The sequence below is a fragment of the Citrobacter sp. Igbk 16 genome (genome assembly GCF_028069755.1).
In the GTDB taxonomy this organism is placed as follows: Bacteria; Pseudomonadota; Gammaproteobacteria; order Enterobacterales; family Enterobacteriaceae; genus Citrobacter.
Genome location: NZ_JANEWJ010000011.1, coordinates 75,736 through 100,591, shown reverse-complemented (window position 1 = coordinate 100,591; position 24,856 = coordinate 75,736). Strand labels below are relative to the sequence as shown.

Here is a 24,856-nt window from a genome sequence, read left to right as displayed (position 1 = left end):
AAGGCGTCTTTAGTAAGACGCCTTTTTTACATGCTTTTGAGGCTCACATCGGTTGGTTTTGCTCCGACTGCAGATCGCTAAATAGCCATTTCCAGATATCCACTTTTACCCATGCAACGGCACAGAGAATGAGGTAAAAAAGAGGATTATGCGTAATGGAGATACGCATGACTTCCATCAGGTCTACATGCAAGTTTCCGGCTATTGCCATGTTGATAACAAAAATAGAAGCAATAGCACTGGCCAGTAAAATAATAATAGCCTGTATTTTGGCTACCTCCGGAAACTTTCCGGAAGCCCACTGCCACAAGAAAACAGTTGTTAGCAGGAATATAATAAACAATCCTGCCGCACCAAATAGACCAAAGTTTTTATAATCGCCTACCGTGCTAATTAAACCAGCCAGAATAATCAACCCAAGTATGAGTTTTTTTAACCTCGACATGTACTCTTCCCGGAAGTGTTGTTGTAATTTAATTTATATGTCCATTTTTACGCATGTGCTATCAGAAAAGGTATATACGTAAAAGTGAATTATAAAGTTTTTAGAGAGGTGTTTGACTGTTATTTACAGGTTATTAAATGCTGACATTTAATTGCAGATCAATCTGATGAAGATATATTTATGGCGTTAGCGGAGTGGCGGTCTATACCGACTATAAGCTGTTGTTTATCCCCTGGATAATCCGAGTATATATCAGCTTTTCACGCTAATCCGGCATGTTCAGGAGGCGGGGAACGCGGCTATACAGCGCCAGTCTCCGTTTTCCTGGCGGTAGATAGATTCGGTATGCCCTGGAATCACCCATTCTTCCTCCCTGCCAGCAACACAGTCGATGTAGATACAGAGTCCGCAGCCACCGCGAAGCTCGCGGGGAATGTCCGCCACCTGAAAGCGGACCCCTGCGGCCTGTAGTGTCTTGCGCATTTTGATGACACCGACGGTGGAATGAAACAAGAACAGCGTTTCCTTCACTGACGTTTCCCCTGACGCTGGCCTATCAATGCAGCCCCGATTGCACCGGCAAACTGTGCGTCGGGATGCGTGTGTACGGGAATGCCTACATGGTCTTCAAGCATACGGGCAAAGGCGTGACAGTGGCTGACTCCGCCGGTAAATAGCAGCGGTGCCTGGGCTGAAAGCCGCCCGATGAAGTTTGCGCTGCGTCTGGCCATCGCGTTGATCACGCCAGCCAGAATCGCCTCCGGCGCGATACCCGCAGAGCGCAGGCTAATAACTTCTGACTCGGCAAATACTGTACACATGCTGGTGATAGCATGCGGTTCGACGCCAGCAGTAATCGTATCCAACTGCTCTACGCTGGCGCCGAGGGTGCGTGAGATGACGTCCAGAAATCGCCCGGTTCCGGCAGCGCACTTGTCATTCATCAAGAAATCGCTGAGATTACCATCGTCATCCAACTGGATAACTTTACTGTCCTGACCACCGATATCAATCACTGTGCGGGTTCCGGGAGCCAGCAATCGTGCCCCCAGTCCGTGGCAGGAAATTTCAGTGACCTGTTTGTCGGCATAATCGACGAGCTGCCGTCCGTACCCGGTGAGGGTTAAAAATGGCCTGTTCTCCAGCCCGGTTTGCAACGTTTCCCATGCCTGCGCGATCGCATCTGCGGGGCGAAAAGGCGTTGGGCAAAGGAAGCGACGTCTGATGACGTTACCTTCCAGCAAAATGCCTTTCGTCGCCGTGGAACCGGAATCAATCCCAATTGAGTATGTCATCCGCGTTACTCACAGCATTTCAATGAATGCGGCGACGCGGGTACTGAGCTGGCCGATATCTGCGCTGGAGTAGTCGGTTTCAATCGCGATATAGGGAATGTTGTGCTGTTGGCGTACGTGACGCTTAATCGCGAGTGATTCAACGGCGTAGGTGTGGCAAGCCTGCAAAATGACATCGACGACGCCGTCAGCCTGGTACTCGTCAACCATTTGACTGAGCATCTTCAGACGTTGATCATTAGGAGAAATACAGGAGCAGCCGATGGCGAGGTATTTATCAGTCAGCGCGTCGTAGACATCGCCGGTTTCCGCCACGCATTGTTCGGTGGCCTTTGCGCCGGTGCAGTTTTCATAACCCACGACCCAACCGCCGTTTTCTTCAATGGCACGAACGACTTTCTCTGCTGCGCCGCCAATGGGGCAGCCGGTTATCAGGATGCGCGGACGTGACGCCAGACGTTTCCCGGCCTGCCATTCCAGATGTACGCGCTCGGCCATGCTATTGAGCTCGTCGATCAACGCGTCTTTATCAAAGCGGAAGGTGGCGCCGTAGACGACTTTCAGAATGTCACTGCCGCTAAGTGCGGGTGGGTTAAGTTGACCAACGCGATAGAAATTCGCCAGCGCCCGACGTTCCTTGTTTTTGAGAATAATGGCTTCACGCAGCGCAGTTTCGGTAATGGCTGTGCCAAAACGGGCTTCGACGGCCTGCTGCAGACGCAGGATCTCGGCTTTCCATAGCGCACGCGAAGCCGCATCGCTGGCGCTGTTGGGCAGTTGCATCACATGTACCGCTTTAAATTCGGCCATGTATTCGTACATTTTCTTTTTACCATCGCAGGTGGTTTCGCCCACCACCAGGTCAGAGAAATAGAAGTAGGGGCATTTGTCGGTTTTGCCAAAACCGTAGCTGCTTTTGATCAGCGGACACAGGTTCCGCGGCAGATCTTTTTCGGCTTCTTCAATGGTTTCATCAGAGGTCGAGCATAGGGAAACGACAACCGCGCCCGCCGCCATCGCAATCTCCTGCGGCATAAAAGTGCAATAGGTCCCAACAAGCGGAATACCTTGCTCTTTAAGATCCATTACGGTGAGAAAACCTTTCTGACGGGCGTCGGAGAATTGAGTGAAAATGGCGGGTAAATCGGTGATGAGCGACATGATTTTCCTTCCCCGTAACACGGGAGACAGTAAAAAGACGCCGCATTATAACCCTGTAATATGTCAGGTTTTATTGATGTGCAACAATTGCGCGTTTACAGATTACGACTGTAGACCCGTGAGACTTCCCCCCACGGATGATAGCCCGGTCCGTCAAAGTAAAATCCTGCTTTCTCGTATAAACCTTCCAGGTCGGTACACAAATGGAGCTGCATAAACCCCAGCAGTCTGGCCTGCTGCGCAATATGTTCAATCAGGCGAAATGCCAGACCGTGCCCGCGATAGCGAGGATCGATATAGAGCGCACATAGCCACGGCCACAGTTCGCCGCGACTGATAAAATCATTGGTGATCAATCCGGCGCAGCCAACAATGCTGTCGCCATCCTGCAACCAATACCACTGCGGTAGTGGGTTCTTTGCGCCAATGCAACGATGCAGCGCATCCTCGTAAACCTTCATGGAGTCTTCTGAGGCCCATTGTTGTTGAAAGTAAGCGGTGACCTCGTGCCGTTTTTCCGGCGTCTCGCGCAGGGAAAAAATGCGGATGTTCATCGTCATTGAATTTTATTCCTTAAAAGTTCGCCACCGTTAGCAGGGAAGGAATTTGCGACAACAGGTATAACACCAGTCCGATAGAGCCGCCAACCAGCGTGCCGTTGACGCGAATGAACTGCAAATCTTTGCCGATGTTTAGCTCAATTTGCTGTGACATATCGCGGGCATCCCAGCTTTTCACCGTGTCGCTAATATGGCGCGTCAGGAAGGTGGCGAACTCTGGCGCGACCTTGCGTGCGGCTTGCTCCAGATGTTCATTCAGTGAAGTGCGCAGGGCGCCGTCGGCAACCAGCGTTTCGCCAAACCATTGTCCGGCGCTGGCGATGCGCTGCTTCACGCGGGAATCGTCGGCGTTAATGTCAGTTTTCACCCACTGGCGCAGGTCAGCCCACAGTTCGCCGAGATAACGGTTAAAGGCTTCGTCTTCTTTCAGATAGCTTTTGAGGCTCTCTGCCCGGACGGCCATTTCCGGATCGTGTTTGAGCTTCTCGATAAGCCTTAATGTGGCGCGATCGAAGGCGTGGCGGATCTGATGTGCCCGATCGTGGCTGATATCATCCAGCAGAGAGTTGACGGCATCAGTGACCAACTCGGCGCTGTGTTCACCTAACCATTCGGTTGGCAGGATCTTCGCTTTAAGCGGGTGTTCGGTCTCCAGCCAGCGTACGATCTGCTGGGCGATAAACGCCCGCGAACTGTCGCGCTGAAGCAGGGCGATCAGTTGAGCGATCAGCGTATCGAGCAACGCCTGGTGACGATTGTTTTTGGTCATGCTTTCCAGCATCAGCGCACTGGTGCTGGAAAGATCAACTTTGTCGATCGCCTTATGCACCGCCCGTTTAATAAGCCGCTGAATACGCGAATCATCGGTGAGTTCGAGAAATCCGCTCATGATTTGCAGTAAATGCTGGCCAATACGCTGGGCGTTTTCCGGTTGGCTGAACCAGTGACCAATCAACAGTGCCGGCTCATGGCGACGAATAAGGGCGACCAAAGACTGCGTATCGAGGAATTTCTCCTGAACAAACTGCCCAAGATTTTCCCCAATTCTGTCCTTATTGCGCGGGATGATCGCCGTATGTTGCGAGATAAATGGGATCGGCACCCGGCGAAAAAGCGCTACTACGGCGAACCAGTCCGCCAGTGCGCCCACCATCGCCGCTTCGGCAATCGCTTTGATCCCGAGCACCCAGAAGTTAGGTGGCAGAAACAGCGTAATGACGAAGGTGGCGGCGGCGGCCAGCAGCAGAGAGAGCGCCAGTCGTTTGGCGCGTTTGAGTTCAGCAATTTTATTCATAGGCTTAAGGATAGAGCCAGACGGCGGGATCGCGCAAAATTTGTGGTGTGTCTCCCATTTTAGAGGGGAAGCGCTTATCCTGGGATCCAGTTATCCCAGGCCGGTAGCGGGCCAAGTTCTGCGACCAGAAAATCAATAAACGAGCGCACCTTCGGATTGCTGTACTTGCTGGGAAAATAGAGCGCATACAGGGCGTGGGTTTCGCAGGTGATGGTGCCGTCGAGCATTAGCGGCGTAACCTCTTCTTTTTGAATATGATCGCCAATCAGATAGGTGGGTAAATACGCCACGCCCTGATCTTCCAGCACTGACTTCAGCAATACCAGACTGCTGTTAGCCTGGATAGGCATATGCAGTTTTAACTGATGCAGACGATCCTGTTCATCGGCCACCTTCAGCACCGGTGTGAGACCGGGGTAAACCAGGCAGTCATGATCCACCAGATCGCTTCGGCGCTGGGGCATGCCTTTTTTGGCAAGGTATCCGGGTGACGCGCAGTACGCCCAGCGGATAGGCACCAGCTTGCGCATGGCATAGTTCTGCGGTGGTGCGGTGGAGATGCGCAGGGCGATGTCGAAATCTGTTTCATTCAGATTAACGAAGTTATCGTTGAGATCGATATACAGGTTCACATCGGGGAACTGTGAGCGGTATTTATCCACCAGATTTACCAACCGCGAATAACCAAAAGCAATGGAACAGGTTATGCGTAATTCCCCCTGCGGGCTGTGATAATAACCAGAGGTGGTATTCAGCGTTTCATCAAATTCTGTCAGTAACTTATTGGCGCGGTTAAATAAATATTGCCCGGCATCGGTTAAGGTAATACTGCGGGTGGTGCGCTTAATTAATGTTGTCCCCAATGTATCTTCCATCGCCGTCAGGCTTTTGCTGACCGCCGACGGCGACACATTAAGCTGAGCGGCGGCCTCCGATAAACCTCCACAGTCGACGATTTTGACGAAAAACTCCAGATGCTTGAGTGAAATCGGCGTACTCATAGTTTCCTTTTATTCACAAGTGATTTGCAAAAACGGTACGAATAGGCCGTTACATTCGCCTTTTAAACATGCAACTATTGAATCACAGGAAACAACCTGCTGGCAAAATGAAAAAATAACAACTTAGGTGAGTTACGTCACAAAATAAAAGGAGGCGAAACGGAAACTCATCACATTGTGAATTTAATCTCATTAATTATTATTCTAAAGGTACCGATTATGTGGTCACGACTCGAACCCTACAGATCGTCGATTATTTTATTAGTTGCTCTGGTGATTGGCGGCTTATTAGGTATTTATGCCCCGACGTTTGCCAGCAAACTCCAGCCGATAGGTCAGATATTCCTGAACCTGTTATTTATGATTATTGTGCCGCTGGTGGGGATCAGCGTCATGTCGTCTATCGCCAGTATGACCGACCTGAAAAGGTTGGGACGTATTATGGCGATCATCTTTATTATTTCGATCGCGATGGCTTTTATTCCGGCGGCCGGGATCGTAGCGCTGGCGCTATGGTATAACCCGGCGCAGGGCGTCACTATCGATCTCTCGCAGTCCGTGCAGGCGGGCAGCGGCAAGATGGACTTTGTCAGCATGATCACCACCAGCGACTTTATCGGGCTGTTTTCTAAGTCCAATATTCTGGCGCTGATCGTAATGGCGATCATTGCCGGGGTCGCGATTGGTCAATCGGATCAGGCGGGTAAACGTATTGCGTCGCTGCTGGAAGATGCAAATACCGTGATCATGAAGATCGTCTCGATCATTATGAAGGTCGCACCGGTGGGTCTGGGCTGCTATTTCGCTGCCACCATGGCCAGCCAGGACTCTGCGCTGCTGTTAACCTTTGCCCGCGCCATTGGCCTGTTTATGGTCGCCACGCTGGTCTACTTCGTTTTTGGCTCTATTCTCTATTCATATATAGGCGGTGGCATTCCGGCGGTGAAAGCCTTCTGGCGCAATGCGATTGAACCCTCGGCTACCGCGCTGGGGACCTGTTCTTCGCTGGGAACGCTGCCGGTGACGCTGCGTGCCGGTAAGGCGATGGGGATCAACCCGGAAATCGTTGATGTCTCTATTCCGCTGCTGGTTAACCTGAATAAAGGCGGCGTAGCGATGATTGCCGCACTGAAAATTGTCTTTATCTATTCCGTGCTGGGCATGGAGTTCACTACTGAGACCTTCTTCCTGACCATGCTGATTGCGGTGCTCTCCGCCATTATCGTCGGCGGTGTGCCGGGCGGGGCATTCCTCGGTGAAATTTTTATCGTCACCACGCTGGGCCTGCCAATGGAAGCGATCCCGATGTTGGTGGTACTGGGCACCATTACCGATGCGCCGGCCACACTGATTAACGTTATCCATGATTTGAATGCGGCGCAGATTGTTGAACGGTTCGCTGGAAAAAAGCAGACCAATACTGAAATCAACTCTACTGCTGCGGTGGTATAGGTTTTCACACGGATTAAGAACAGGAGAAGTTATGAAAGACGCAATGAAGCTTGAAACACATCTGGTCGTGGCTGGACGCGATAAACGCTACACCCAGGGCGCGGTGAATCCGGTGATCCAACGTGCCTCTTCGCTGGTGTTTGATACTGTGAAGGACAAAAAATTTGCCACCGCGAACCGTGCGAACGGCGAACTGTTTTACGGTCGTCGCGGAACCTACACCCACTTTGCTTTCCAGAAAGCAATGAGTGAGCTGGAAGGCGGCGTAGGCTGCGCGCTGTACCCGTGCGGCGCTGCGGCGGTCACTAATGCGATTCTGGCGTTTGTCCAAAGTGGCGATCATATTCTGATGACAGGTGCTGCCTACGAGCCAACCCAGGATTTCTGCAATAAGATCCTGAGTAAATTCAACGTGGAAACCACGTATTACGATCCGCTGATTGGCGCGGGTATCGTCGATCTTCTGCGTCCGGAAACAAAGGTGGTGTTCCTCGAGTCCCCGAGTTCAATCACGATGGAAGTTCAGGACGTGCCGGGAATGGTGAAGGCTATACGCGCGGTGAATCCGGAGATTGTCATTATGATCGACAACACCTGGGCGGCGGGCGTGCTGTTCAAAGCGCTGGATTATGGCGTGGATATTTCCATTCAGGCAGGGACGAAGTACACCATCGGTCACTCGGACGGCATGCTGGGCACGGCGGTGTCGAACGCCCGCTGTTGGGATCGTCTGCGTGAAAATTCTTACCTGATGGGGCAAACGCTGGATGCCGATACGGCCTACAACGGTAGCCGCGGACTGCGTACCCTGGCGGTACGTCTTAAGCAGCATCAGGAGAGCAGCATCCATATTGCTCGCTGGCTGTCGGCAAGACCGGAGGTGGCGCGGGTGAATCATCCGGCATTACCGGAATGTCCGGGGCATGAGTATTTCCAGCGCGACTTTGCGGGAAGCTCGGGACTGTTCTCATTTGTGCTGAAAAAGAGGCTGACCGACGAACAGATGGCGAATTTCCTCGATAACTTTTCGCTGTTCCATATGGCCTATTCGTGGGGCGGATTTGAGTCACTCATCCTCGCTAACCAGCCGGAAGAACTGAACAGCATCCGCCCGGCCGGGGATGTGGATTTCAGCGGAACGCTGGTCAGGGTACATATTGGCCTGGAAGATGTTGATGACCTGATTGCCGATCTGGACGCAGGATTTGCCCGCATTGCGTAAGGTGATGTGATCTTAGCCGGATGCGGCGCAGGCGCCTTATCCGGCCTACTACTATGTCATTGTGACAGGCCGGATAAGCATCTGACAGGCTAGTTTTCAGTGGCTAACGTAGCTGCTTCATGCTGGCGTACCCGTTTTAATAAACCCGCCAGCGTAAATACCACAATGATCCCGGCGGCCACCGCCAACAGATGAAACGACAGTCTGCCGCCGTTAAACCACAGCCAGCGCCCGACTTCGACAGAAACGGCCATCACCGTCAGGATCACCATGTTCAGTGATGCGGAGACCGTACCTTTCGGCAAGTTGTTGGAAAACAGCGTAAAACGAAACAGCGTTGGGAAGATCATCCCAATACCAAACGCATACAGGCTGGTTCCCAGCACCGACCACAGCCAGACGTGCGGCCACAGTAAGTTACCGACAATCAGCACTGCCAGCCCGCTCAGTTGAACAGGTGCCGCCCGCCAGATAAAGCGCGGTCGGGTCGGATCTTTCACAAACCGTACGACGACCATGTTGGCCACGATCACGGCGCCAAATACCGGAGCCTGTGCCCAGGCAAACTGCGATGTGGTCATACCGCCCGCGTCAATCAGGATCACCGGCGAGACCGCCACCCAGCTCATCATCGGGATATAGCTTAACGACAGCGTGGCTGCGCCAAACAGGAACACCCGGTTGCGGAAAACGTCGCGGAAATCACGCAGTACGCTGCACGCGCTGAACGGCACAGCACCGCGCTGGACGGTCTCCGGCATCGCCAGGGCTAACCCAACCAGGGCGATAAGCCCCATGACGGCGATAATGGCAAACAGGATCTTCCAGTGGACAAAGTGCATCAGCGCCGCCCCGGAGAGCGGGCCGATAACCGGTGCCACCAGTACAATGGAAGTGATAACGGCCATCAGCTTAATGGCCTTTGTTTGCCCAAATGCCTCTTGTACCGTGACATAACCGACTGTGGCGATAAAGCAGATGCTGGTGCCCTGCACGAAACGCGCGATCAGAAATTGTGTCATCGAGGTAGTGAAGAGTGTCGCCGTGCAGGCCAGCGTAAAGATTAACGCCCCGGCAATCAGTACCGGTCGGCGGCCAATCCTGTCGGAAAGCGGCCCCAACAGCCACTGCAGCGCCATCCCACCCGCCAGATACAGACTGACTGCAGCAGGAGCCAGGCTGACATCAGCGTTGAAATCTCGCACTACATTGATGATGCCGGGCTGGATCAGATCCGTCGACAGATAGGCCGCGAAGTCATACAAAATCAGCGCGATAGGGAAAAATAGCGTTGTGGCGCGTTGAGCGAAAAACGCGAGAATCCGTTGCATAAAACAACTCCTTGTCGGGAGAAAACCCTCAACGGGAATAGCGAAATTCAATACCGTCTTAGAGACGCCTGGCTGGTGACAGAAAAAACAGACTGCAGATGTACTGAATTTCATGTAATCAAAAACGCTGCCTGCGTGAAACGCAAACAGGAAATACGCCTCTCTGACTCAGGTCAGAAAACGTAACGATTACAAGTGACAATCAGCACATTACACCTCGGGAAGAGAACGTTGAACGGAAAATAACCTCCCGCAGTGTAATGCGGATTGGATGATAATTAAACGAGTTTATCGGGTTAATGCGTAGGAATTAAAGGGGGTTAACGCGGGAATGTGCATTGAGATAGCGATTCTGCGTGACGTGTTCCAGACAAATGCAGACGTTACAAAGGGACGTTTTTATCTCTGATAACGTCTCGCAAAGAGAGAAAGTCACAGGTGAGGGAGCAGTTTTCTGACGCTAAAGTCATGGCATCTTATTTCCAGGTGACGGACCGCCATGAATACAGCACCGACTTCCACACCGCATGATGCGGTTTTTAAAACGTTTTTGCGCCACCCAGAGACAGCTCGGGATTTTCTACAAATACATCTTCCCGCTTCGCTGCGCGAACTTTGCGATTTTCAGACGCTGAAACTCGAGTCAGATAGTTTTATTGAAGAGGATTTACGTGCGTATTACTCCGATGTGTTGTGGTCGGTGAAAACGACGGAAGGGGATGGATATATTTATGTGGTAATTGAACACCAAAGCACCCCGGATGCGCATATGGCATTCAGACTGATGCGCTACGCGGTAGCGGCCATGCAGAAACATTTAGATGCCGGGCATCAGCAACTGCCGCTGGTGGTGCCGATGCTGTTTTATCACGGCGCTAAAAGCCCGTACCCTTATTCTCTATGCTGGCTGGACGAGTTTGCCAACCCGAAACTGGCTCGTCAGCTGTATGCTGCGGCGTTTCCGCTGGTGGATATTACCGTTATTCCAGATGACGAAATTGTGCAGCATCGACGCATGGCGCTGCTGGAGTTGATCCAAAAACATATCCGTCAGCGCGATCTTATGGGGCTGGTCGAGCAACTTGTTTCCCTGTTAGTTAACGGCTCGACTAATGACAGTCAGCTAAAGACGCTGTTTAATTATATTTTGCGAACCGGCGATGCACCTCGCTTCAATACGTTTATCAGTGCAATTGCCGAACGTTCACCGCAGCATAAGGAGCATTTGATGACGATCGCGGACAGATTGCATGAGGCAGGGCTACAAAAAGGCAGGCTGGAAGGGTTACAGGAAGGGCTGATAGAGGGGCGACGTGATGAGGCGCTACGTATTGCCCGCACCATGCTGGCAGATGGCATCGATATCAGCACGGTACAAAAAATTACCCGGCTTTCCGCTGAAGATATTCAGGGCTTAAGCCACAAGGCAGAGGCGTAGCCGGGTGTACCGATTTACTCTATCGCCACCTTTACCGCCTCGCCGAGCTTTTGCATTACTTCCTGATGCTTCTCGTTTGGCGGCAATGCGCAGTTGATGCGCACGCAGTTGCGATACTTTCCGGATGCGGAGAACAGCGAACCCGGTGCGACCTGGATTTTCAGGCGACAGAGTTGCTTAGCGACGCAGACCATATCGACCTGCTGCGGCAGTTCGACCCATAGCATAAAGCCGCCTTTTGGTCGGGTGACGCAGATGCCGCAGGGGAAGTACTCCCGCACCCAGCAGGTGTAGATTTCCATATTGCGCTGATAAATCTGGCGCATGCGTCGGATATGGCGATGGTAATGACCTTCACGCACAAAGGTCGCCGCCGCCAGCTGCGTAGCGGGAACGTTGGTGCCGATAACGGCGTATTTCATGTGCAGCAGCTTGTTGTAATAGCGACCGGGAACCACCCAACCGACGCGCAGACCTGGTGCTACGGATTTGGTAAACGAACTGCACAACAGAACCCGACCGTCGCTGTCCCAGGAGTGAATGGTGCGTGGGCGCGGGTACTCCGTTGCCAGCTCGCCATACACATCATCTTCAAAAATCACAATATCGTGGCGTTGGGCGAGGGCGAGCACCGCTCGCTTACGCGCATCCGGCATAATAAATCCGAGCGGGTTGTTGCAGTTGGGTACCAGCAGCACACCTTTGATCGACCACTGATCCAGCGCCATTTCCAGCGCTTCAATGCTGATCCCGGTATCCGGATCGGTTGGGATCTCAATCACCTTGATCCCCAGGCCGCGCAGCAGCTGCATCGTGCCATAGTAGGCGGGTGACTCGACGGCAACAATATCTCCGGGCTGGCAGACCGTCAGCAGCGCCAGCGACATTCCGCTCTGACTGCCGCTGGTGATCACAATATCATCTGCATTGACCACCGAACCGCCGTCCAGCATCAACCGCGCAATCTGCTGACGCAGTTCACGACAGCCGGAGATTTCATCGTAGCCCAGTATCGCGCGCAGGTTGTGCTGCGCCACGCGGCTGAGTTCGCGCCACAGCGGCTTCAGGCTGGGTTGATTAATATCGGGCACGCCACTGCTAAAAGGCGTGATGGATTTGTCCGCGTTGCCTTTCAGCATATCCAGCACCTGATCCCACTGGGTTATCTCGACCGGACGCTGCACTGGCCGTGACATTGGCGGTACGGGGGGCTGTGCTTTTTGTGGGGCGACAAAGTAGCCAGAGCGCGGCTGCGGGGTGATCAACTGGCGCTGTTCCAACGTCTGATAAGCCTGCTGTACAGTGCTGATGCTGACACCATGCTCCTGACTCAGACTGCGCACCGAGGGCAGTTTTTCGCCATGACGGTACAGCCCTTGCTCAATACGTTCGGCCAGCAGGTTGGCCAGATGTTGGTAACGGGTCATGCTGTATCCCTCATGGGTACCATACAGATTAAAAAACCAGTACAGATTGGCGTAATTAATGCGATGCAGAATCCTTTTTAACCAATCTGTATGTTAAAGAAAAGTACTTTGTGAGTCTGTATTGTCCCTGGCCAAATCCGGGAAGATAAAGCCTCTGGCAAGACGGGGAGGTAAGGTATGGAATTTCACGAGAATAAAGCAAAGCAGCCGTTTATTGGATTGGTGCAGATCTGGCAGGCAATAAAACGGTGGCGACTACGGGCGCAAACGCGACGTGTATTGCATCATATGAGCGATGAACGGCTGCGGGACGTCGGGCTGCGACGCGATCAGGTGGAGTGATTTTTCTTCCACCAACAAAGGCCGGGGCTACCGTAGCCCGGCTACTTTTATATTCACCACATTTATCAATTCATGCTTCTGGTTAGTATGTTTCTTGATACTTACCCTGATAAGTATTATTTTCTTCTCCGCGATGAGGGGAAAGAAACATGACTGAAGATGAACTGTTTGCCCGCCGCCCAATGGGGATGCGCATGGCAATGGTGGTACGCCAGTGGCGGGCCATTATTGATGCTGCCATCACCGATACAGGCCTGACGCAGTCCAGCTGGACGGTACTGATGCAACTGTATCAACTGGGAGACAACGTCTCGGTCAGTGAACTGGCACAAATGCAGGGCATTGAACTGCCGCCGCTGATGCGCACCCTCTCGCAGCTGGAAAAGCAGGGCTATCTGCTGCGTTCCACATCGCCTTATGACAAACGCATCCGCCTGCTAACGCTGACCGCGCACGGCCGCTTAAGGCTTGAAGAACTTAACCGGGTGATTGAGACATACCAACATCGCGTCACCTGCACCATTCCTGAAGCGGAACTCGCTTCCTTCAGCGCTACGCTCAATCAAATCGCCTGCAATTTGCGGACAATCCGCGAAGAAGATAACAAGATCTAAAAAACTATGATGACCCCAGAACAAAAATTTGCCCGTTGGGTAAGGGTGAGTATTGCCGCTTTCCTGGTAATATTCGCCTGGTTTATCGTTGCCGATATCTGGATCCCGCTGACGCCGGACTCCACGGTGATGCGCGTGGTAACGCCTGTTTCCTCGCGTGTTTCCGGCTACGTCTCGCAGGTTTATGTGCATAACAATAGCCAGGTGAAGAAGGGTGACTTGCTGTACGAGCTGGATCCGACACCGTTTATCAATAAGGTCGAAGCCGCGCAAATCGCCCTTGAGCAGGCGAAGCTGAGCAATCAGCAACTGGACGCGCAGATTGCCTCTGCCCGCGCCAATCTGCGTACCGCACAATTCACTGCCCGCAACGATAAGACCACCTTCGACCGCTACCAGAGGCTGAGTACGATGCAGAACGTCTCGCAGTCCGATCTCGATAAGGTGCGTACCACCTGGCAGACCAGTGAACAGTCGGTCGCCGCGCTGAGTGCCAGTATTCAGAACCTGCTGATCCAGCGCGGCGAGCGCGATGATGGCCGCAATGTCACGCTGCAAAAATATCGCAATGCGCTGGACGAGGCTCAGCTGAATCTCGGCTGGACGAAGGTGCATGCAGAAACCGATGGCACGGTGAGCAACCTCCAGCTCAACCCCGGACTGTATGCCACTGCAGCTACGCCGCTGCTGGCGCTGGTCAGCCACCAGACGGATATTGTGGCTGACTTTCGCGAGAAAAGCCTGCGCCACACTCGGGTAAATACCAATGCCGCCGTGGTGTTCGATGCCATGCCGGGCAAGGTCTTCTCTGCCCGCGTTACCAGTAGTGATGCCGGTATTCTGGCGGGTCAGGAGCAGGTTAACGGCCAGCTGTCGCAGCCGGAACAGTCAACCCGCTGGGTGCGCGATGCCCAGCGTATGCGCATTCATGTGGCGCTGAACGAACCGCTCGACACGCCGCTACCGACCGGGGCACGCGCCACGGTACAGCTGTATAACAGCGAAGGAATGTTCGCACGCACCTTCGCCGGGGCGCAGATCCATCTCGTTAGCTGGCTGCACTATGTCTATTAACACCCTGGCCCATGTTTTTACCCCGCACGGGAACATTGTCTACACCGCCAATGATTTTCGCCAGACCCTGCGTATTTCCGTCGCCGGGACAATCGCACTGAGTATTTCGACCTTTTACAACGTGCAGTACGGCGTGTTCTTTGTGGTTTATCCGCTGATGCTGCTGTCGTTGGTGCCGGTATTTAACCGCCATGTGGCAACCCAGTTCGTGTTCAGCGCGGCGGTGAACTGCGTTGAAATGGTGCTGATTGTCGGTTATCTGTCGCAGTGGCCGCTGATCATGACGCTGGTGGTGTTTGGCCTGTATGTGATGCGTTTTCGTTTTATGAGTAAAGGGCCGCTGTTTCTGCTCGGTTCGATGGGGGGGGTGTGCCAGAGCACGATGCTCAACTTTATGAGCTATCCCACCACCAACTGGCATACGCTGATGTTCTCCAATATGGAAGCCTGCGTCATGGCGGTGGCGCTGAGCGCGCTGCTGCATTATCTGATCCCGGACGTGGAGCCGCGCCAGCCGCCGCCGCGCATTGAGAAAGATGCCGCCCGGGTGCGCCATGAGTCGCTGCTTTCCGGCACGGTGGCGACGATGATTTTTGTGGTCTTCCAGATCTGTGATTTGAGTGATTCGCTGTCGGCGCTGATGGCGGGGATTTTGATCCTGTTCCCGATGCACTATCGAGGCGCGGTGATTAGCTCGATTTGGCGCGTGGTCGGCGTGGTGCTGGCCTGCCTGTATATTCTGCTGGTGCAGCTGCTTATCTATGATTTCAGTAACCATATGCTGCTGATGATGCCGCTGATTGGCCTCGGGCTGGCGTTCAGCGCCCGCCTGCACGTGATGGAAAAAGTCGGCGCGGGCGTGGGTTTTGCCAGTATCACTACCATCGGCATTATGTTCGGCCAGAACCTGCACCCGGATCAGGACCTGGTGTTCAGCGATTTGTACCGCATCACCTCCGTCACCGTCGCGCTGATGGCAACGCTCACCATGGTGTTTCTGGTGCATCGGGTGCTCAACTGCTTTGCCGCGACGCGGTTTGTGATTACCGAGTAAGTGGGGAGTTAGTGCCGGATGGCGGCGTAAACGCCTTATCCGGCCTACGGGAAGCGGAATTTCCAGGCCCGGTAAGCGTAGCGCCACCGGGCGTTTTCAGCGGGGATTATCCCTGTCTGCGTGTCTTGGCTGAAATCACGTCGATAAACTCCTGCACCTGCTGTTGTTTACGCGCGGACAGCTTGCACACCCGATGCAGCGACTGTAATAACGCGGGCTCTTCCGGCTCCGGCAGCTTTGTCGTCAGCACAATGCAGCCGGGCATCACTTTGATATCGAATGGGGTGCCGGTGGTAAAACCGGCGGCTTCAAGCCACTGGCCTTTCATTATAATCGCCGGGACATGCGTGTAATCCGGGTAGCGACTCGCATAGCTAACGGTGCCCAGACGATTATTTGCCGGGGAGACTTCTGGATCGTTGAATTCTGCAATAGAATGCGGGGTAGTCATGATGGCTATTCCTTGAAAATAGTGATTGTGATTAGCGAGACGCTCGTGTTGCAGCACGAGCGTCTTGCGATAAATAACACCTGTAAATCTACCCAGTAAATAAAAATAAAGCTATCTAAAAATCGGTAATAATAAAGACGTAACTGGAATTATTGATGAGAAATATAAATCAGGCCGGATAAGCCATCCGGCAATAATCAAAACCTTAAGCAGGCAACGCGAAATGACCCGTCGCCATATCAAACATCAGGCGGGCAAAGCCCTTAGCGCACTGCGGGTTTGATAAATACTGCAGCATAAATTCTTGCCGCGCTTCGTCGCTGTCCATCACCGCGTCGTCCACCGCTTTGAAAAAACCGCCTAATATTGCCTGCTCAGGGCTGTTATTTTTTATTTGTTTCATCACGGTTTCATTCTCAGTGATTTTATTAAACACGGTCATTGCGCTGCTGAGCATATCTTTATCCGTCAGATGATCGGTGATAAACAGCTCATTCATTCGCGATAAAATATGCGACAGAAATTCCTCTTTCTTGTCCTTTGGTTTTGCCGTACCCACATCGTTACTGGGATCAAGCGTATATTCCGCAGCATCTTCCTGTAATTTCAGATGCTGTTCGTGGATCTTCGATAAGCGATAGTGGCTCATCTCCACGTTGCTGAGATCGATCTCATCTTCCTCCAGTCGCTGTTCGTGCAGCAAAGGTCTTAAATGGCGGGCGAACAAGCTGAGCTTTTCCAGATCTTTGTCATCGTACTCGACGATCTGCGACATAAACTCGTAGAAGCGCACAAAGCTGCCGAGATCCTTCTTGAAAATCTCCAGCCGATCTTTTTCCTGCTTACAGGCTTTAAAGCTGTTTTCGGCATTGGTGATCAGCACTACATCACCGGTTTTTTTGGTTCTTTCAAACATCTCTTTGGCGGTCAGATAAGCGTCGATAGCGAGGGCATAGCGCTTCTGCCAGCGCTCAACGGCCGGGCGGCAGATATTACTGATGGCGGCGTTGGATTTGTTTTTCGTAAAAAACGCGTCACAGAACTGATCCACCTCGTTCCACTGGAAAATCTGGCTGGCACGTAGTTTCTCAAACAGATCAAATACCTGCTGGGGATCGCTGACGTCGGTCAGCTCGGCGGTCTGATAATAGGGCTGGAAAGCATCCAGAATATCCTGCGGATCGTTATAAAAATCGAGCACAAAAGTGCCGGACTCCGCTTTGCCCGGATAGGTACGATTCAGGCGCGAAAGCGTCTGGACGCACTCGACGCCACCGAGCGCTTTATCGACATACATGGCGCACAGCTTAGGCTGGTCAAAACCGGTCTGGAACTTATTGGCGACCAGCATTACCTGGTAATCATCGCTGTCGAACGCTTTACGCATATCCCGGCCTTTCAGCCCCGGATTCATGTTTGCTTCTGTGAACTTCTGGTTCAGTAATGCTTCGCTGTTATGGTCGCTCCCCTGAAACTCGACTTCGCCGGAAAACGCCACCATGGCGCTGATTTTTGTATAACGGTTTTCGGCGATGTACTTATCAAATGCCAGTTTGTAACGTACCGCCGCCTTGCGTGAGCTGGTGACCACCATCGCTTTTGCTTGCCCGCCGAGCAGGTTCATCACATGCTTGCGAAAGTGCTCGACGATCACTTTCACCTTCTGCGAGACGTTGTAATCGTGCAGCGTGACCCACTGGTTTAACCTGACTTTGGCCCGGTTGCTGTCCACTTCACGGTCTTTATCTTCCAGCTTTTGCAGCAGCTGATACGCCACTTTATAGCTGGTGAAGTTTTTCAGTACATCGAGAATAAAGCCTTCCTCAATGGCCTGACGCATGGTGTATACGTGGAATGCCGCCGGTTTGTTGGTGGCCGATGCTGGTTCGCCTGGGTGCGGGAGGCGACCAAAAAGCTCCAGCGTTTTGGCCTTCGGCGTGGCGGTGAACGCATAATAGTTCAGATTGCCGCTGTTGCGACGCGCGGCAATGGTGGCGTTGAGGCTGTCCTCTGATGACAGTACCGTGTCGTCGTCCCGCTCTTCACTCATCAGCACTTCTTTTAGCTGCCGCGCCGTGGACCCGCTTTGCGACGAGTGCGCTTCATCGGCAATCACCGCGTATTTACGCTGTTTCAGGCTGACGCTGTTTTCAATCGCTTTCAGTACGAACGGGAAGGTCTGGATGGTGACGATAATAATCGGCTGCGAGTGTTCCAGCGCGCTGCCCAGCTTTTCCGACTTGGAGCCATCGCCCTCTTTATTATTTATACGCCCGACCACGCCGTCGGCATGTTCGAACTGGTAGATGGTGTCCTGCAGCTGATCGTCGAGCACCGTGCGATCGGTAACCACGATAACCGAGTGAAACCGCTTCTCGCCGCTGTCATCATACAGGCGAGACAACTGGTGCGCAGTCCAGGCGATGGAGTTCGACTTGCCGGAACCGGCGCTGTGCTGGATCAGATATTTGTTACCGGTCCCCTCGAGCGCCGCGGCCTGTAGCAGTTTGTTGACTACATCCCACTGGTGATAGCGCGGGAAGATCAGGCTCTCTTTTTTGTACTTCTGCCCGTTCCAGTCCTCTTTCTCTTCGATTTGCAGATGTACGAAGCTGGCGAGGATTTTCAGCAGGTTATCCGGCTGCAGTACTTCATTCCACAGATAGTCGGTCGCATAGCGGCCCGCGTCTTCCGGGATGTCATTGCCCGCGCCGCCTACTTTTGTGCCTTTATTGAATGGCAGGAAGAAGGTGTCGTCGCCCGCGAGTTTGGTCGCCATATAGACGTCGAACTGGCTGACGGCGAAGTGCACCAGCGCCCCGCGCTTAAAGGTAAGCAGCGGTTCGGGCTTATTGGTAGCCGGGTCTTTCGGCAGACGGGTTTTCTTATACTGGGTGATGGCGTTCTGTACCGCCTGTTTAAACTCGGATTTCAGCTCCAGCGTGGCAACCGGCAGACCGTTGATAAACAGCACCAGATCGATACGCCAGCGTTTGGCCTTCAGATCGTTTTCTTGGGGCGCACTGGCGTACGGACTGTAGACCAGCTCCGGCACGATCCGGCAGAGATTCTGCCGATAGCGCGCGAGGGTGTCCGGGTTGAGCGTATGTTCCGGTTTAAACTGGCAGAGAAAAAAGCGCGCGTTGCGGATTTTCAGGCCATGACGCAGTACGCCGAGCGTGCCCCAACTGCGCGAGAGCATATCGGTGGCGTTGATGTCGGCTTTTTGCAGTTGAGTGACCAGGTTATCGAGAAAATGACGTTCGGTGTCATTGGGGTAAACCTTCGCGAATTTTTCCCACTCCTGCGGCTGGGTGGTTTGCACGAATTGCAGCGTGTCCTGTACGTAGAGCGCGCGTTCGCGATCGTAGCCGTCGCTTTTGCCGACAATCCAGCCGTTGGCGGACATCTGGTTGATGATGTCGTTTTGCAGGTTGATCTCGCGGGTGATGTCGGGGGTCATACGACGGCCTCCGCTTCGGCTGCGGTTTGCTCGTCTGGAGCGCGCCAGTGGCGGACGTCGATTTTGCCGGTGACGGCGGAGGAAATAAGGGCAGTGCGGCGTTCTTTGAGGAGGGCGATTTGCTGGAGTTGTTTTTCGATTAAGTTATCAATCTTTAAAATTGTCATATCGATATATTTTATTATTTCTCCCATATCATCATTTGGAAGTGATATTTTAAACCCACCTAAGTCATCGGAGGATAACTCTAAAAATGTACTTCCTCTACCAAGATTATTTAGAGGGGAGTTAAAGGTTAAAAGAGAATAGTAGATGTATTTACTTAATTGAGCACTGAAAGTAACTAATGACTTACACCCTTGATTTGTACATGCAGATTTTTTTGTGATCGCAAGGGAACCAATGGGGGCTCTTGATGATAAAATGACAGTATTTGCTGGGACCATAGTGGTACCACATGATAAAAAACCAGAATTAGTTATCTTTCTCAGACTATCATTAACTTGTATAGTCTCTTTGTGACTCAGATCCGTTGGTGTAAACCAATCTATATCACCATCCCAATATTCCTCAATACTAGATTTAGGGGTTGAGCCGTTAACTATCTTGCATATGTTTTTTATAGCTACGCAATTCCAATTTCGCGGGATAGCGCCCAGCCACTCAACACCAGAATCTTTCATCGGCACATCAGGGTTTAGCCCTTTGGTCACCGCATGGCTAATCACTGCCTGACTTTTTTCTTTTAGTAGTTTAATAAGCTGTTGCTGTTTATCGATGAGGGTATCAATTTTTATGGTTTCGTGTTTGAGAAAGGCTACTATTTTGTCTTGCTCATCTTTTGGCGGGATTGCTAAAACCAATCCTGAAAATTCACTAAATCTGAACTCTGTGGAGCGTTCGCGTATGCCTTTTGCCAAAGAAAGAATAAAGTCAGTTACAGCTAATTGTCTAACTAGGTATCCATAAAAATATATATTTACAGATTCTCTTTTCCACGGAATGCATACTGAGCAAACTGGAGAACATTTACCATCGGAGTCACTTACTCCGATCGCGCCAGCAAATCCATCCATTGCATGGATTATTAAGTCACCACTGCGTACACCCTGATAACCGATTTCTTTCACGGAGTTTGTAAAACCATCATTTCGTCGATTAACTCTAAGTGTTACTTGGCCATCACGAAATGCAGTAACAACACCATCAATATTACGAAGAGGTCGCTGTATTTTCTCAAATATATATTTTGCTTTTTTCAATGACCAGTTGATGGGTATCTCCCCCAGCCACTCTACCCCGGAATCCCTATACTCCGGATACGTCTTATACTTAGCCATCAGGAGTGTACCTCCCGCAGCAGATGCATAATCTCCGCACTCACCGCATCTAAATCAGCATCAATCTCCTCCAGCGATCGCGGCGGGGTGTACACATAGAAATGACGGTTAAACGGGATCTCATAGCCGACAATGCCGATCTCGCCATCAATCGCGTCGCGCTTGTCGGCGTTGATCCACGCATCTGCCACGTGCGGCAGCACTTCCGCCTTGAAGTAGCTCTCGATCAAATCGCTGGTGGATACGGCGGGATTGAGCGGTACGTTCTCGTTATCACGCAACTCGCCGTCCTGCTCAAATTCGACCACCTGGCCGCGATAGGCAAACGCGCCGTACAGCGGCTGGGCGTCTTCTTTTAATACCTTCTTCACCACCGGCGCGGCGTCCGGGTTTTTGCGGGTCACGGCGTCGATAAACTGCTTATTCTCTTTGGCATCCAGCTTCACACCGGCGGTTTTCAGCGCGCTTTTTAAGTCAACCTGGAACTGATTAAAGTCATCGCTGACGCCGGAAATGCCGCCAGGCTTATCGCCAAACGCGGCCTGAATATGCCGGGCTTTTTCCATTAATCCGCGCTGGGCCAGCCACAGCTTGCTGTCGAGCAGGTCTTTGATTTGCTTCTCTTTCAGCTCGGCAAACTCGGCCTTGATAATCGCACGGGCTTCGGCTTCTAACGCAGAGAAATCACCGTAGTTATCCGTATGCCAGTGTGCGGCAAACGCGTCAAACAGGCATTCCATCGGCGCGTTAAACGGCTTCGGCGCGAAGCATAAAGTGGCAATAGCCTCATCGGTAATTTGTGCCGACAGGCGTAGCGGGCGCTCAATGGTCAGGCGCCGATAGCCGAAATCGGTGCTGTGGAAGATCTTGCTGGCGAAAGTTTTCGGCGCTTCGCTTTTTACGGTTGCAGACTGACGACCACGACTGGACTTTTGCTCCGGGGCTTTCTCCAGGCCCAGTGCTTCCAGCGTGGTGGTCTCTATCGCCTCAAAATCGCCGAAGGTTTGGGTGATGAGACGGATATCGTCTTCGCCCATCAGATTACGCTTTGAACCCAGCGATTTGCGCATTTTGCCGCACAGGTTGCTGCCATCAATGAGCTGGACTTTGCCTTTGCGCTCTGGCGCTTTTTTGTTGGAGAGGATCCACACGTAGGTGGCGATACCGGTGTTGTAGAACATATCGGTTGGCAGGGCGATGATGCCTTCCAGCAGGTCAGCTTCGAGGATGTAACGGCGGATCTCGCTTTCGCCGCTGCCTGCGCCGCCGGTAAATAGCGGGGAGCCGTTAAGGATGATACCAATGCGCCCGCCGCCGCTGTGGGCATCGCGCATTTTGCTGATCAAATGCAGCAGGAACAGTAAGGATCCATCGGAGACGCGAGGCAGGCCGGGGCCAAAGCGTCCGTCAAAACCTTTCTGTGCGTGTTCGCTGTTGATCTCGCCTTCGATCTTTTTCCAGTCCACGCCAAACGGTGGGTTGGAGAGCATGTAATCGAATTTCTCGGTGGGGAGCTGATCGTTTGAAAGCGTATTGCCGAGTTTGATGCGGCTGACATCCTGGCCTTTAATCAGCATGTCTGCTTTACAGATGGCGTATGACTCCGGGTTTAGCTCCTGACCAAACGCGCGCATCACCGAGTCGGGGTTTAGTTTGTGTAGCAGCTCCATCCCGGAGGAGAGGAACCCACCGGTTCCCGCCGTCGGGTCGTAGATGGTGCGAATAATACCGTCTTTGGTGAGCGCGTCGTCGTCGCCGATAAACACCAGCGAAGTAGTCAGGCGTACGATATCGCGCGGGGTGAAGTGCTCGCCGGCGGTTTCGTTAGAGCCTTCCGCAAAGCGGCGGATTAACTCTTCAAACACCAGACCCATATCATGGTTCGAAATGTCCTTCGGGCTTAACTCTGCGGTTGCAAACTTTTGCACCACCTTATACAGCAAGTTGGCCTCTTCCAGTTGGCCGACAAACTCGCTGAACTTGAAGTGTTCGAAAATCTCACGGGCATCGGTGGAGAAAGACTGAACATATTTCTCCAGATTGGCCTTGATGCCATTTTGCCCCATTTTGCTGAGATCCATCGGTGAGGCATTGAAGAACATCAGACCATCTGCAGCGCGTAGGATCAGTTTTTCCAGCGCCTCCTCCGGCAGGTTCATTGCTTTAACTTTTGTGGTCTGGGCCAGAACCGCCTCTTTGCTGTCTTCGAGTACGCACTCCAGTCGACGCAGCAGGGTGAAGGGGAGAATAATGCGGCCATACTGTGATTGTTTAAAATCGCCGCGCAGCAGGTCGGCGACCGACCAAAGAAAAGCGGCCGTCTGGGTGAAATTACCTGATGTCATAAATACTGTCCTGGCCTCTGTGAAGAGGCTTATTTTTTCTTCGGGTAGGTAGTCTCCTTTTTACCAGAAATTTGTAAGTTGATCATTTATAACGAGTTTTTATAATTTATAGTGATCGTTTACCGCTAAAGATCATTTTAATGAATGTTTTTTGGAGAGAGGAAAAACAGCATTCTCGCTCTGCAAGAATGCGATAAACGGTTGGGGAGATATGCCGGATGGCGGCTGCGCCTTATCCGGCCTACGGGAAGCGGAACTTGTAGGCCCGGTAAGCGCAGCGCCACCGGGCAATTCAGCAGGAGATTACTTCTTTAATCCCGCAAACGCGGCTCGGATCTCGTCTTCCGGCAGATTAATACCGATAAACACCAGTTGGCTGTGCGGCTGTTCGTCGCCCCACGGGCGGTCCCAGTCGGCGCTGTACAGGCGCTGGACGCCCTGGAACAGCAGGCGATTCGGTTCGCCGTCAATCCACAGCATGCCTTTGTAGCGCAGCAGCTTCTCGGCGGATTCCAGCAGCAGGTTTTCCATCACTCGCGACACGTCGCTGATGTTTACCGGGTAATCCAGCTCGACGACGATCGAGGAGATATCGTTTTGCTTGTCGGCGATAAAGTGGAAGCGCGGTTTGGCGCTGACCACGTTCTCTTCCAGCATAAAACCGTTGGTATCGAACAGTAGCGAAAGGTCGATATCGCCATGCGTGACGGTATACACCGGGGCGCGGGCGTTGATGCGCGCCAGGCGCTCGCGTAGTTTTTCGCTTTCACCGGCGATGTCGGTTTTGGTCAGCAGGATGCGATCGGCGTAGCCGACCTGCGACTGGGCGATGGTGAACTGGTTCATCTGCTCGTCGGCATGTACCGCGTCAACCATCGCAATCACGCCGTCCAGCAGGTAGCGTTCGCAAATCACTTCATGGGAGAAAAAGGTCTGAATAATCGGGCCGGGATCGGCCATGCCGGTGCATTCAATAACCAGACGGTCAAAATTGATCGCGCCTTTGTCGAGGTTGTCGAGCAGGTCTAACAGCGCGTCTTCCAGCTCACTGGAGCGGGTACAGCAAATGCAGCCGTTGGTCAGGGTTTTGATCTGTGTGGCGCGGTCACCAATCAATTGATCGTCCACCGAGACTTCGCCGAATTCGTTTTCGATCACGGCAATCTTGTACCCGTGCTGCTCGTTGAGAATATGGCGCAGCAGGGTGGTTTTACCCGCGCCAAGAAAACCGGTGAGTAGGGTAACTGCAATCGGGGTCATTCACTTCTCCTTCTAACAGCAACTGCTTCCGCCGCTACCGTAGCGGGCTTCCTGGCGCTCGCGGAAGAATTCTTCGTAGGTCATGTACGGCTTATCGGGATGATTGGTCTTCATGTGTTCGACGTAGTTGTCGTAGTCCGGAATGCCAATCAGCATCTTCGCCGCCTGACCGAGATACTTCTTTGCCTGACCTAAAGTACCAAACATGAAACGCCCCGGATATATGTTGAGCTCGTAGATGCAGGCTATTTCACTTGCCATTTTGACCGCGGGCAGTGCTCGCAATC

At 52.6% G+C, this 24,856-nt stretch carries 22 protein-coding genes; 7 read left to right on the top strand and 15 right to left on the bottom strand.

Translation table 11 applies throughout. The annotated features are described in order from the left end of the window. Nucleotides 1-43: 43 nt before the first annotated feature. From NNO03_RS09880 to NNO03_RS09850, 7 genes are all read right to left on the bottom strand, one after another. Nucleotides 44-445, bottom strand: a complete 402-nt coding sequence (locus NNO03_RS09880; RefSeq protein WP_271449417.1) for a hypothetical protein — start codon at nucleotides 443-445, stop codon at nucleotides 44-46. Between the two features lie 279 nt (nucleotides 446-724). Beyond that, nucleotides 725-976, bottom strand: a complete 252-nt coding sequence (locus NNO03_RS09875; protein ID WP_271449416.1) for a DUF3343 domain-containing protein — start codon at nucleotides 974-976, stop codon at nucleotides 725-727. Next, the gene (gene yjiL / locus NNO03_RS09870) at nucleotides 973-1,740 is read right to left on the bottom strand and encodes a putative 2-hydroxyacyl-CoA dehydratase activator YjiL (protein WP_271449415.1); all 768 of its coding nucleotides are present in this window, start codon (nucleotides 1,738-1,740) and stop codon (nucleotides 973-975) included. The genes NNO03_RS09875 and yjiL overlap by 4 nt, the downstream gene beginning before the upstream one ends. 9 nt (nucleotides 1,741-1,749) lie before the next feature. Continuing rightward, nucleotides 1,750-2,901, bottom strand: a complete 1,152-nt coding sequence (locus NNO03_RS09865; RefSeq protein ID WP_271449414.1) for a double-cubane-cluster-containing anaerobic reductase — start codon at nucleotides 2,899-2,901, stop codon at nucleotides 1,750-1,752. 95 nt (nucleotides 2,902-2,996) lie between these two features. Next, nucleotides 2,997-3,461, bottom strand: coding sequence for a GNAT family N-acetyltransferase (locus NNO03_RS09860; RefSeq protein WP_271449413.1), 465 nt, complete (start codon nucleotides 3,459-3,461; stop codon nucleotides 2,997-2,999). Between the two features lie 13 nt (nucleotides 3,462-3,474). Next, on the bottom strand, nucleotides 3,475-4,755 hold the full coding sequence (locus NNO03_RS09855) for a DUF445 domain-containing protein (RefSeq protein WP_271449412.1): 1,281 nt from the start codon (nucleotides 4,753-4,755) through the stop codon (nucleotides 3,475-3,477). A gap of 74 nt (nucleotides 4,756-4,829) precedes the next feature. Next, complete coding sequence (locus tag NNO03_RS09850; RefSeq protein ID WP_271442254.1) at nucleotides 4,830-5,756, bottom strand: LysR family transcriptional regulator; 927 nt, start codon at nucleotides 5,754-5,756, stop codon at nucleotides 4,830-4,832. A gap of 219 nt (nucleotides 5,757-5,975) precedes the next feature. Here NNO03_RS09850 and NNO03_RS09845 point away from each other — a divergent pair, with 219 nt between their 5' ends. Together NNO03_RS09845 and metC are read left to right on the top strand one after the other, a co-directional pair. Further along, nucleotides 5,976-7,208, top strand: a complete 1,233-nt coding sequence (locus tag NNO03_RS09845) for a dicarboxylate/amino acid:cation symporter (protein WP_271449411.1) — start codon at nucleotides 5,976-5,978, stop codon at nucleotides 7,206-7,208. A 31-nt stretch (nucleotides 7,209-7,239) separates the two neighbouring features. Continuing rightward, a complete protein-coding gene (metC, locus tag NNO03_RS09840; protein ID WP_271449410.1) occupies nucleotides 7,240-8,430 on the top strand; it encodes a cystathionine beta-lyase in 1,191 nt (396 codons plus the stop codon). Between the two features lie 89 nt (nucleotides 8,431-8,519). Here metC and mdtM read toward each other — a convergent pair whose 3' ends face one another. Continuing rightward, a complete protein-coding gene (mdtM, locus tag NNO03_RS09835; protein WP_271442251.1) occupies nucleotides 8,520-9,761 on the bottom strand; it encodes a multidrug efflux MFS transporter MdtM in 1,242 nt (413 codons plus the stop codon). Between the two features lie 499 nt (nucleotides 9,762-10,260). Here mdtM and NNO03_RS09830 point away from each other — a divergent pair, with 499 nt between their 5' ends. Further along, a complete protein-coding gene (locus tag NNO03_RS09830; protein WP_271449409.1) occupies nucleotides 10,261-11,199 on the top strand; it encodes an Rpn family recombination-promoting nuclease/putative transposase in 939 nt (312 codons plus the stop codon). A gap of 14 nt (nucleotides 11,200-11,213) precedes the next feature. On the opposite strand, the gene NNO03_RS09825 is transcribed toward NNO03_RS09830, so the two are convergent. Further along, nucleotides 11,214-12,626, bottom strand: coding sequence for a PLP-dependent aminotransferase family protein (locus NNO03_RS09825; RefSeq protein WP_271449408.1), 1,413 nt, complete (start codon nucleotides 12,624-12,626; stop codon nucleotides 11,214-11,216). Between the two features lie 177 nt (nucleotides 12,627-12,803). Here NNO03_RS09825 and NNO03_RS09820 point away from each other — a divergent pair, with 177 nt between their 5' ends. The 4 genes from NNO03_RS09820 (at nucleotide 12,804) to NNO03_RS09805 (ending at nucleotide 15,710) form a co-directional block, all read left to right on the top strand. Next, nucleotides 12,804-12,968, top strand: coding sequence for a DUF1127 domain-containing protein (locus NNO03_RS09820; protein WP_267448186.1), 165 nt, complete (start codon nucleotides 12,804-12,806; stop codon nucleotides 12,966-12,968). A gap of 149 nt (nucleotides 12,969-13,117) precedes the next feature. Then, entirely contained in the window at nucleotides 13,118-13,582 is a 465-nt protein-coding gene (locus NNO03_RS09815; protein ID WP_271449407.1) for a MarR family winged helix-turn-helix transcriptional regulator, read from the top strand. A 6-nt stretch (nucleotides 13,583-13,588) separates the two neighbouring features. Beyond that, a complete protein-coding gene (locus tag NNO03_RS09810; RefSeq protein ID WP_271449406.1) occupies nucleotides 13,589-14,656 on the top strand; it encodes an HlyD family secretion protein in 1,068 nt (355 codons plus the stop codon). Next, complete coding sequence (locus NNO03_RS09805; protein ID WP_271449405.1) at nucleotides 14,646-15,710, top strand: DUF2955 domain-containing protein; 1,065 nt, start codon at nucleotides 14,646-14,648, stop codon at nucleotides 15,708-15,710. Before NNO03_RS09810 ends, NNO03_RS09805 begins: the two co-directional genes overlap by 11 nt. 106 nt (nucleotides 15,711-15,816) lie before the next feature. Here the strand turns inward: NNO03_RS09805 and symE are convergent, their stop codons facing one another. The 6 genes from symE to NNO03_RS09775 form a co-directional block, all read right to left on the bottom strand. After that, on the bottom strand, nucleotides 15,817-16,161 hold the full coding sequence (gene symE / locus NNO03_RS09800) for an endoribonuclease SymE (RefSeq protein WP_271449404.1): 345 nt from the start codon (nucleotides 16,159-16,161) through the stop codon (nucleotides 15,817-15,819). Nucleotides 16,162-16,366: 205 nt separating this feature from the next. Continuing rightward, on the bottom strand, nucleotides 16,367-19,624 hold the full coding sequence (locus NNO03_RS09795) for a type I restriction endonuclease subunit R (RefSeq protein WP_271449403.1): 3,258 nt from the start codon (nucleotides 19,622-19,624) through the stop codon (nucleotides 16,367-16,369). After that, a complete protein-coding gene (locus NNO03_RS09790; RefSeq protein ID WP_271449402.1) occupies nucleotides 19,621-20,964 on the bottom strand; it encodes a restriction endonuclease subunit S in 1,344 nt (447 codons plus the stop codon). Before NNO03_RS09790 ends, NNO03_RS09795 begins: the two co-directional genes overlap by 4 nt. Continuing rightward, the gene (locus NNO03_RS09785; RefSeq protein ID WP_271449401.1) at nucleotides 20,964-23,309 is read right to left on the bottom strand and encodes a class I SAM-dependent DNA methyltransferase; all 2,346 of its coding nucleotides are present in this window, start codon (nucleotides 23,307-23,309) and stop codon (nucleotides 20,964-20,966) included. Before NNO03_RS09785 ends, NNO03_RS09790 begins: the two co-directional genes overlap by 1 nt. 303 nt (nucleotides 23,310-23,612) lie before the next feature. Next, a complete protein-coding gene (gene yjiA / locus NNO03_RS09780) occupies nucleotides 23,613-24,569 on the bottom strand; it encodes a GTPase (RefSeq protein WP_271449400.1) in 957 nt (318 codons plus the stop codon). 12 nt (nucleotides 24,570-24,581) lie between these two features. Then, nucleotides 24,582-24,776 (bottom strand): YbdD/YjiX family protein, encoded by a 195-nt coding sequence (locus NNO03_RS09775; RefSeq protein WP_003830038.1) that lies wholly within the window; start codon nucleotides 24,774-24,776, stop codon nucleotides 24,582-24,584. Between the last annotated feature and the right edge of the window lie 80 nt (nucleotides 24,777-24,856).

Coding starts and splice junctions, on each gene's coding strand:
- NNO03_RS09790 (WP_271449402.1), bottom strand. CDS start 20,964: ATGGCTAAGTATAAGACGTATCCGGAGTATAGGGATTCCGGGGTAGAG.
- NNO03_RS09820 (WP_267448186.1), top strand. CDS start 12,804: ATGGAATTTCACGAGAATAAAGCAAAGCAGCCGTTTATTGGATTGGTG.
- yjiL (WP_271449415.1), bottom strand. CDS start 1,740: ATGACATACTCAATTGGGATTGATTCCGGTTCCACGGCGACGAAAGGC.
- NNO03_RS09860 (WP_271449413.1), bottom strand. CDS start 3,461: ATGACGATGAACATCCGCATTTTTTCCCTGCGCGAGACGCCGGAAAAA.
- NNO03_RS09850 (WP_271442254.1), bottom strand. CDS start 5,756: ATGAGTACGCCGATTTCACTCAAGCATCTGGAGTTTTTCGTCAAAATC.
- NNO03_RS09785 (WP_271449401.1), bottom strand. CDS start 23,309: ATGACATCAGGTAATTTCACCCAGACGGCCGCTTTTCTTTGGTCGGTC.
- NNO03_RS09855 (WP_271449412.1), bottom strand. CDS start 4,755: ATGAATAAAATTGCTGAACTCAAACGCGCCAAACGACTGGCGCTCTCT.
- metC (WP_271449410.1), top strand. CDS start 7,240: ATGAAAGACGCAATGAAGCTTGAAACACATCTGGTCGTGGCTGGACGC.
- NNO03_RS09795 (WP_271449403.1), bottom strand. CDS start 19,624: ATGACCCCCGACATCACCCGCGAGATCAACCTGCAAAACGACATCATC.
- NNO03_RS09815 (WP_271449407.1), top strand. CDS start 13,118: ATGACTGAAGATGAACTGTTTGCCCGCCGCCCAATGGGGATGCGCATG.
- yjiA (WP_271449400.1), bottom strand. CDS start 24,569: ATGACCCCGATTGCAGTTACCCTACTCACCGGTTTTCTTGGCGCGGGT.
- NNO03_RS09865 (WP_271449414.1), bottom strand. CDS start 2,901: ATGTCGCTCATCACCGATTTACCCGCCATTTTCACTCAATTCTCCGAC.
- NNO03_RS09810 (WP_271449406.1), top strand. CDS start 13,589: ATGATGACCCCAGAACAAAAATTTGCCCGTTGGGTAAGGGTGAGTATT.
- mdtM (WP_271442251.1), bottom strand. CDS start 9,761: ATGCAACGGATTCTCGCGTTTTTCGCTCAACGCGCCACAACGCTATTT.
- NNO03_RS09830 (WP_271449409.1), top strand. CDS start 10,261: ATGAATACAGCACCGACTTCCACACCGCATGATGCGGTTTTTAAAACG.
- symE (WP_271449404.1), bottom strand. CDS start 16,161: ATGACTACCCCGCATTCTATTGCAGAATTCAACGATCCAGAAGTCTCC.
- NNO03_RS09805 (WP_271449405.1), top strand. CDS start 14,646: ATGTCTATTAACACCCTGGCCCATGTTTTTACCCCGCACGGGAACATT.
- NNO03_RS09825 (WP_271449408.1), bottom strand. CDS start 12,626: ATGACCCGTTACCAACATCTGGCCAACCTGCTGGCCGAACGTATTGAG.
- NNO03_RS09880 (WP_271449417.1), bottom strand. CDS start 445: ATGTCGAGGTTAAAAAAACTCATACTTGGGTTGATTATTCTGGCTGGT.
- NNO03_RS09775 (WP_003830038.1), bottom strand. CDS start 24,776: ATGTTTGGTACTTTAGGTCAGGCAAAGAAGTATCTCGGTCAGGCGGCG.
- NNO03_RS09845 (WP_271449411.1), top strand. CDS start 5,976: ATGTGGTCACGACTCGAACCCTACAGATCGTCGATTATTTTATTAGTT.